General features: G+C 72.1%; 6 protein-coding genes. 3 read left to right on the forward strand and 3 right to left on the reverse strand.

The window, feature by feature from the left end; all coding sequences use genetic code 11:
* Window positions 1-1467, reverse strand: a 1467-nt coding sequence (locus ACI3KX_RS21530) for an ATP-binding cassette domain-containing protein (RefSeq protein WP_404911026.1), incomplete at its 3' end; no start/stop codon positions are given.
* 1 nt (window position 1468) lies between these two features.
* Window positions 1469-2014, reverse strand: a complete 546-nt coding sequence (locus tag ACI3KX_RS21535) for a hypothetical protein (RefSeq protein WP_363354243.1) — start codon at window positions 2012-2014, stop codon at window positions 1469-1471.
* Between the two features lie 76 nt (window positions 2015-2090).
* On the opposite strand from ACI3KX_RS21535, the gene ACI3KX_RS21540 reads away from it, so the two are divergent.
* Window positions 2091-2996: a 1,4-dihydroxy-2-naphthoyl-CoA synthase gene (locus ACI3KX_RS21540; protein WP_404911027.1), complete on the forward strand. Its 906-nt coding sequence runs from the start codon at window positions 2091-2093 to the stop codon at window positions 2994-2996.
* Between the two features lie 95 nt (window positions 2997-3091).
* The gene (locus ACI3KX_RS21545) at window positions 3092-4246 is read left to right on the forward strand and encodes an AMP-binding protein (protein ID WP_404911028.1); all 1155 of its coding nucleotides are present in this window, start codon (window positions 3092-3094) and stop codon (window positions 4244-4246) included.
* Between the two features lie 297 nt (window positions 4247-4543).
* On the opposite strand, the gene ACI3KX_RS21550 is transcribed toward ACI3KX_RS21545, so the two are convergent.
* Complete coding sequence (locus tag ACI3KX_RS21550) at window positions 4544-4927, reverse strand: VOC family protein (RefSeq protein WP_349428569.1); 384 nt, start codon at window positions 4925-4927, stop codon at window positions 4544-4546.
* Window positions 4928-5018: 91 nt separating this feature from the next.
* Between ACI3KX_RS21550 and ACI3KX_RS21555 the strand changes: the two genes are divergently transcribed.
* Window positions 5019-6002 (forward strand): 1,4-dihydroxy-2-naphthoate polyprenyltransferase, encoded by a 984-nt coding sequence (locus tag ACI3KX_RS21555; protein WP_404911029.1) that lies wholly within the window; start codon window positions 5019-5021, stop codon window positions 6000-6002.
* Window positions 6003-6574: the final 572 nt, after the last annotated feature.

Genomic DNA, 6574 nt, shown 5'->3' on the forward strand with positions numbered 1-6574 from the left:
GCGTGCCGACGCGCGGCCGCCGTGTCCTGTCGCGCCGACGCCGCGAACGCCAGCGCGCCCTGCCGCCGGATCCTCTTGCGGCGTGGCTCGCATCGCCCAGGCCGGCGCCGCGACCGATCCAGCCCGAACGACCCGCGTGCGTCCCGAGCCCGGATGAAGCCCGGCAGCAGACGACATGCTCACCACGCCGCCGTCGATGCGGAGCACGGTGTCGGTGATCTCTGACAGCGTCGCCACACGGTGCTCGGCCACGACGACGCACATGCCCGCCTCGTGCGCGAGGGCGTCGAGCAGCCCCGCGATTTGCACGCGAGCGTCGGCGTCGAGGTCGGCCAGCGGCTCGTCGACCAGGAGCACGATCGGGTGCTCGATGATCGCGGCGGTGATCGCGACGAGCGTCGCCTCACCGGCCGACAGCCCGCGCGTGGGCCGGTCGAGGAGCCCTGTCACGCCCACCCTGGCCGCCACCTCGGCCACTCGGGCGCCCACGATCACCGGCGCGACGCCGCGGAGTTCGAGCGCGAGCCCGATCTCGTCGCGTACGAGCTCGGTCGCGAACGCCTCGCGCGGATGCTGCAGCACGACGCCCACGCGCTGCGCGAGGTCGCGCGGGGGCACCCGGTCGCGCTCGTGTCCGACGACCCGCAGGGAGCCGGCGATCCAGCCGCCGTCGGTGTGGGTATGAAGGCCGGCGATGGCTCGCAGCAACGTGGACTTTCCCGACCCGGTCGCACCCGACACCAGAGTCAGCGTGCCGGCGGAAAGGACGAGGTCGGCGGGGAGACGGATGCCGGAGCTCGCCGCACCCGCCATCGCCGAAGCGCTGCGCGGGGCTTCGGGGCGCGAGACGACATCTGCCGCGGATGCCGGTCTGCCCCGGCCCGAGCGGGTCACCGGCCCGAAGCCGATCTCCACGTCGCGAGCCTCGACGGGCGCGAGGCAGTCGCCGTCGAGGCCGCGCCCCGCGAAGCCGCGAAGCTCGAGGGCCGCGGCGACGTTCCCGGCGCGCTCGAGGGTGCGCTCGAGCAGGGGCAGCAGCATCCGTGGTCCGCCGCGCTCGCCGCGCAGCCGCTGCGCGAACCGCACCGCCCGGGCGCCGTCGGCGAGCGCGGGGAGCGTCGCCCCGGCGATGGCCAGGGCGCGGGCGATGCCGCGGAGCGGACCACGGCGCGACGCCCGCGCGAACACGCGATTGAGGTCGACGACGGCGTTCAGGACGCCGAAGGCGAGGATCGCCAGCGCGATCGGAAGGGCGCTGGCGGCGGCATCCCACAGTCCGTCGATGGTGACGGGGCCTAGCAGCACGACGTGCGCGAACGGCGACGGCAGCCGCACCGCCGGAAGATCCAGCAGCACGAAGCCGTCGCCGTCGGCCCCGTGGAAGAGGATGCGGTAGACGACCCGGGCCGCTACGAATCCTGCGGCGAGGATCGCCGCGGCGCGCAGAGGACCGGGTCGGAACGTCATGTCAGGTCGTCGGCGCGGCCGGCTCGCCGTTCAGCGTGAAGAGCAGCTCGAGCGACTCGCCCGGCTCCAGCTGGAGGGTCGAGAGTCCCTCCTCGGCATACGCCCACTCGCCGTCCGCGGGCTTGATCCAGAGCGACCAGTACGCGAAAGCGGCGGGCATCGACTCGCACGTCTCGAAGTAGTCCGACCCGTCCGCAGCGGGGATCGCGACGTCTTCGGCAGGCACGCCGTTGACGCGGCACACGACCTCGTCGCCGTACTCGTCGGTGCCCTCGGTCGTCACGTTCACGAGGGTGAGGGCGTCGGCCGCGGCGAGCGTCTCGTCGGTGCCGATGCACCATGCCTTGCTGTCGCCGTCCTCGAGGCTCGACGCGTCCACGGCGACGGTGATGCCGTCGTCGTCCCCGCAGGCGCTGTCGAGGATCGCGACGGTCTTGGTCTCGGCGGGCGTGGGGGTCGCGTCGGGCGAGCCCGTGCAGGCCACGAGGGTGAAGAGCAGGGCAGCGGATGCCGCGGCAGCGGCCACGGTGCGAAGAGTCGAGGTCACCGATCCAGGCTAGTTGGCGGGCAGTGGTGTCCGGTGGCGGATGACGCCCGCCGACGCGCCGCCGTAGGCTGGCCGGGTGAGCGTTTCGGAACTGTTCGACGAGGACGAGTGGATGCCGGCACCCGGCCAGACGGAGGGCGGTTACAGCGACATCACATCCCACGTCTCGCGCGACGGCCGCATCGCCCGCATCGCGTTCCACCGCCCGGAGGTGCGCAACGCGTTCCGCCCGCACACGGTGGACGAGCTGTACCGCGCGCTCGACATCGCGCGTCAGGACCCGCGTATCGGGGTGGTGCTGCTCACCGGCAACGGACCGAGCCCCAAGGACGGCGGCTGGGCGTTCTGCTCCGGCGGCGACCAGCGCATCCGCGGGCGCGACGGCTACAAGTACTCCGAGTCCGATGCCGTCACCGACCCGACCCGCGCCGGGCGGCTGCACATCCTCGAGGTGCAGCGGCTGATCCGCTTCATGCCCAAGGTCGTCATCGCCGTGATCCCCGGCTGGGCCGCGGGCGGTGGGCACTCGCTGCACGTCGTGTGCGACCTGTCGATCGCCTCGGCCGAGCACGGCCGGTTCAAGCAGACCGACGCGGATGTCGGATCCTTCGACGCGGGCTACGGCTCCGCCTACTTCGCGCGCCAGATCGGACAGAAGTTCGCGCGCGAGGTGTTCTTCCTCGCCGAGGAGTACTCGGCGCAGCGCGCATATGAGATGGGCGCGGTCAACCGGGTCGTCCCGCACGCCGACCTCGAGCGCGAGGCGCTCGCCATGTCGCGCACCATCCTCACCAAGTCGCCGACCGCGATCCGCATGCTGAAGTTCGCATTCAACGCCGTCGACGATGGCATGGTCGGCCAGCAGGTGTTCGCAGGCGAGGCGACCCGCCTGGCGTACGGCACCGACGAGGCCGTCGAGGGCCGCGACGCCTTCCTCGAGAAGCGCGACCCCGACTGGTCGCCGTACCCCTGGCACTTCTGAGGACCCGCCGTGCACGAACTCCTCGACATCGCGCGACAGGGCTATGAGCCCGGCCAGTCCCGTCCGTGGCGCGCGCGTGGGGAGTTGATGTCCGCATGAAGCTCGAACCCGTCGTCGGCGACGATCCCCGTGAGATCCTCCGAGCCCTGCGCGGGGCGCTCCACGGCGCGGGTCCCGCGCTGGGCCTGGGGCTCGTGAGCGGGCTCCCGGGCGAGGTCCGGCCCGGAACGGCCGTCGTCGTGACGACATCGGGGTCCACCGGCATCCCCAAGAGTGTCGTGCTCAGTCGCGACGCCCTCACCGCGAGCGCGCTGGCGACCGCCGACCGCATCGGCGACGGCGCGTGGCTCCTGGCGCTGCCGGCGAGCTACGTCGCCGGGCTCCAGGTGCTGGTCCGCTCGCTCGTCGCCGACCGCGAGCCGGCGATCCTGTCCGGGGCGTTCACGCCCCAGTCCTTCGCCGCCGCCGCCCTGCTGATGGTGTCGACCGATCGAGGCGAGCGCGTCCCGACGTACACGTCGCTGGTGCCGGCCCAGCTGTCGAGGCTGCTCGACGCCGCGGAGCACGACAGCTCGGTGCTCGCCGCCGTGCGCTCGTTCGAGACGATCCTCGTGGGCGGCCAGGCGCTGCCGGCCGCGACGCTCGAGCGCGCCGAGGCGGCGGGGGCGCGCATCGTCCGCACCTACGGCTCGACCGAGACCAGCGGCGGCTGCGTCTACGACGGCGTGCCGCTCGCGAACGTGCGGCTGCGCATCGAGCGCGGCGAGGTGCAGGTGTCGGGCCCGACTCTGGCCGAGGGCTACCTGGGCGACCACGTGCGGACGGATACCGTATTCCTCCGCGAGCGCGACGGCACGCGGTGGTACCGCACCGGCGACGCCGGCCTGTTCGACGACGGCGTGCTGCGGGTGCGCGGGCGCATCGACAACGTCATCGTGTCGGGCGGCGTCAACGTCTCGCTCGACCGCGTCGAACGGATCGTGCGGGGGATACCCGGACTCCACACGGCCGTCGTCGTCGGGGTCCCCGACGAGCGCTGGGGCGAGGCATCCGTCGTCGTCGCCTCCCGCGGCGAGGCGCTGCGCCGCAGCGAAGCGGTCCAGCTGCAGGAGGCGCGCACCGCCGTGCAGGCCGAGATCGGCGCGCACGCGCGTCCGTCGCGCCTCGTGCTCGTCGACGAACTGGCGACGCTGCCCTCAGGTAAGCCCGACCGCGAGGCCATCCGCCGCGCGGTCCTCGCCCTGCACTGATCCGCCTGGCCCTCCGCTCGAGGCGCTGCCTCGTCCTCGCTGCCGGCCACGTCGTCACTGAGCCCGTCCTCAACTGAGGACGAGTGCCGAGATGAGGTCGATTTCGGCCGCTTCGATCCTCGTTTCGGCTCCGTTCCTCATCTGAGGAGCGCACTCCGCTCGTTCGATGAACCGCTTGTCCTCGTTCGAGGAGGCCCTTGGTGAATCCTGGCCTCATTTGAGGAACTCCGGTCCTCGTTTGAGGAACGCGCGGCTGTCCCACAGCCAGCCCGCCGCCCACCGAGCCCGGGGCGCGCGTCAGCTCTTCGGGTAAGGGCCCGTCTGCACCACGCAGAACCTGTTGCCCTCGGTGTCTTCGAGCACGACCCAGTCGGCGTCGTCGGGGTAGCCGTCCCAGTCGACCTCGCGGGCGCCGAGATCGAGGAGCCGCCGGATCTCGGCCGCCTGGTCTTCGGCGTAGAGGTCGAGGTGGATGCGCGGCGGGTAGTGCTGGGGATATCCGGTGACCGACAGGGCGAGGCTCGCGCCGGGCGCCGCCCAGTGGGCCTTGCCGGGCGGGTCGAGGATCACCCAGTCGTCGCTGGGCTCGCTGCGACTCTCGTAGCCGAGGGCGGAGCGCCAGAAGTCGCCGGCGCGGCCGATGTCTTCCACGGTGAGGACCGTGGATCCGATGCTCAACATGGCCTCCATGATCCGCGCGGCTCCCGACATGCGGCGAGGGGGTTGACGGCCGCGCCGGTCTTCATCGGCCGGACCCCTAAGATGTGCATTCGTGGCAGCAACCTCCAGCAAGAAGCGCGGCACCGCGGGCGCGAAGAAGCAGCAGTCTCGCGGGAACCCGCAGAAGTCGAACGTCTCGCGTGATCCCGCGCGCGTCGCGAAGCCCACCATCGGCGACTGGATCGGCGCGGCACGGCTGCGCACCCTGCCGCTGGCGATCACGCCGATCCTGGTCGGCACCGGCGCGGCGATCCTCGTGACCGACGTCTTCCACTGGGTGATCGCCCTGTTCTGCCTCATCGTCTCGGTGTCGCTGCAGATCGGCGTCAACTACGCCAACGACTACAGCGACGGCATCCGCGGCACCGACGACCACCGCGTCGGGCCCGCGCGCCTCACGGCGTCGCGCAAGGTCGAGCCACGCGCCGTGCTGCTGGCGGCGCTGGCGTTCTTCGCGATCGCCGCGATCGCCGGTCTCGCCGTCACGATCCGCACGCAGCAGTGGTGGCTCCTCGCGGTCGGCGCGGTCTGCCTCATCGCCGCATGGTTCTACACCGGAGGCAAGCGCCCCTACGGGTATTACGGCCTCGGCGAGCTCTTCGTCTTCGTGTTCTTCGGCCTCGTCGCCACCCTCGGCACGACCTGGGTGCAGGCGCTCGCACTTCCGCAGGAGGCCTGGTTCGGCGCCGTCGGCGTGGGACTCCTCGCGTGTGCGGTGCTCCTGGCCAACAACCTCCGCGACATCGACCAGGACCGCGTCGCAGGCAAGAAGACGCTCACCGTGCTCATCGGCCGCACCGCCACGCGCTGGCTGTTCACGGTGTTCGTGCTGGTCGCATTCCTGATCGCCGCCTTCCTCGCATGGATCGGCTACCCGATCGCGTGGCTCACGCTCCTCGCCCTGCTGGCGGGGCTGCCCGCGATCCTCATCGTCTGGACCTACCGCGATCCCCGCGAGCTGGTGGTCGCCCTCGGGCTCACCTCGCTCACCTCGGTCGCGTACGGCGCCTTCCTGATGTGGGCCTTCATCGGCTGAGACCGGATGCCGCGCCCCGCCCGGCGTCGCGGCTGGGAGCGAGCGTTTCGTCTCGCTCGTTCCTCGCTCCACGACCGGCGCCAAGGTGCCGGTCGTTGAGCGGAGGGCGCTCTGGCGCCCGAGGTCGAAGCGCCTCGAGCCCGGCGTCGCGGCTGGGAGCGAGCGTTTCGTCTCGCTCGTTCCTCGCTCGTTCAACGACCGGCGCCAAGGTGCCGGTCGTTGAGCGGAGGGCGCTCTGGCGCCCGAGGTCGAAGCGCCCCGGCCCGGCGTCGCGGCGGGGAGCGAGCGTTTCGTCTCGCTCGTTCCTCGCTCGCTCAACGACCGGGGCCAAGGTGCCGGTCGTTGAGCGGAGGGCGCTCTGGCGCCCGAAGTCGAAGCGCCGCCGGCCCGGCGTCGCGGCTGGGAGCGAGCGTTTCGTCTCGCTCGTTCCTCGCTCGCTCAACGTCCGGGGCCAAGGTGCCGGTCGTTGAGCGGAGGGCGCTCTGGCGCCCGAAGTCGAAGCGCCGCCGGCCCGGCGTCGCGGCTGGGAGCGAGCGTTTCGTCTCGCTCGTTCCTCGCTCGCTCAACGTCCG

The sequence above is a fragment of the Microbacterium sp. ZW CA_36 genome (assembly GCF_044987475.1).
Lineage (GTDB): Bacteria > Actinomycetota > Actinomycetes > Actinomycetales > Microbacteriaceae > Microbacterium.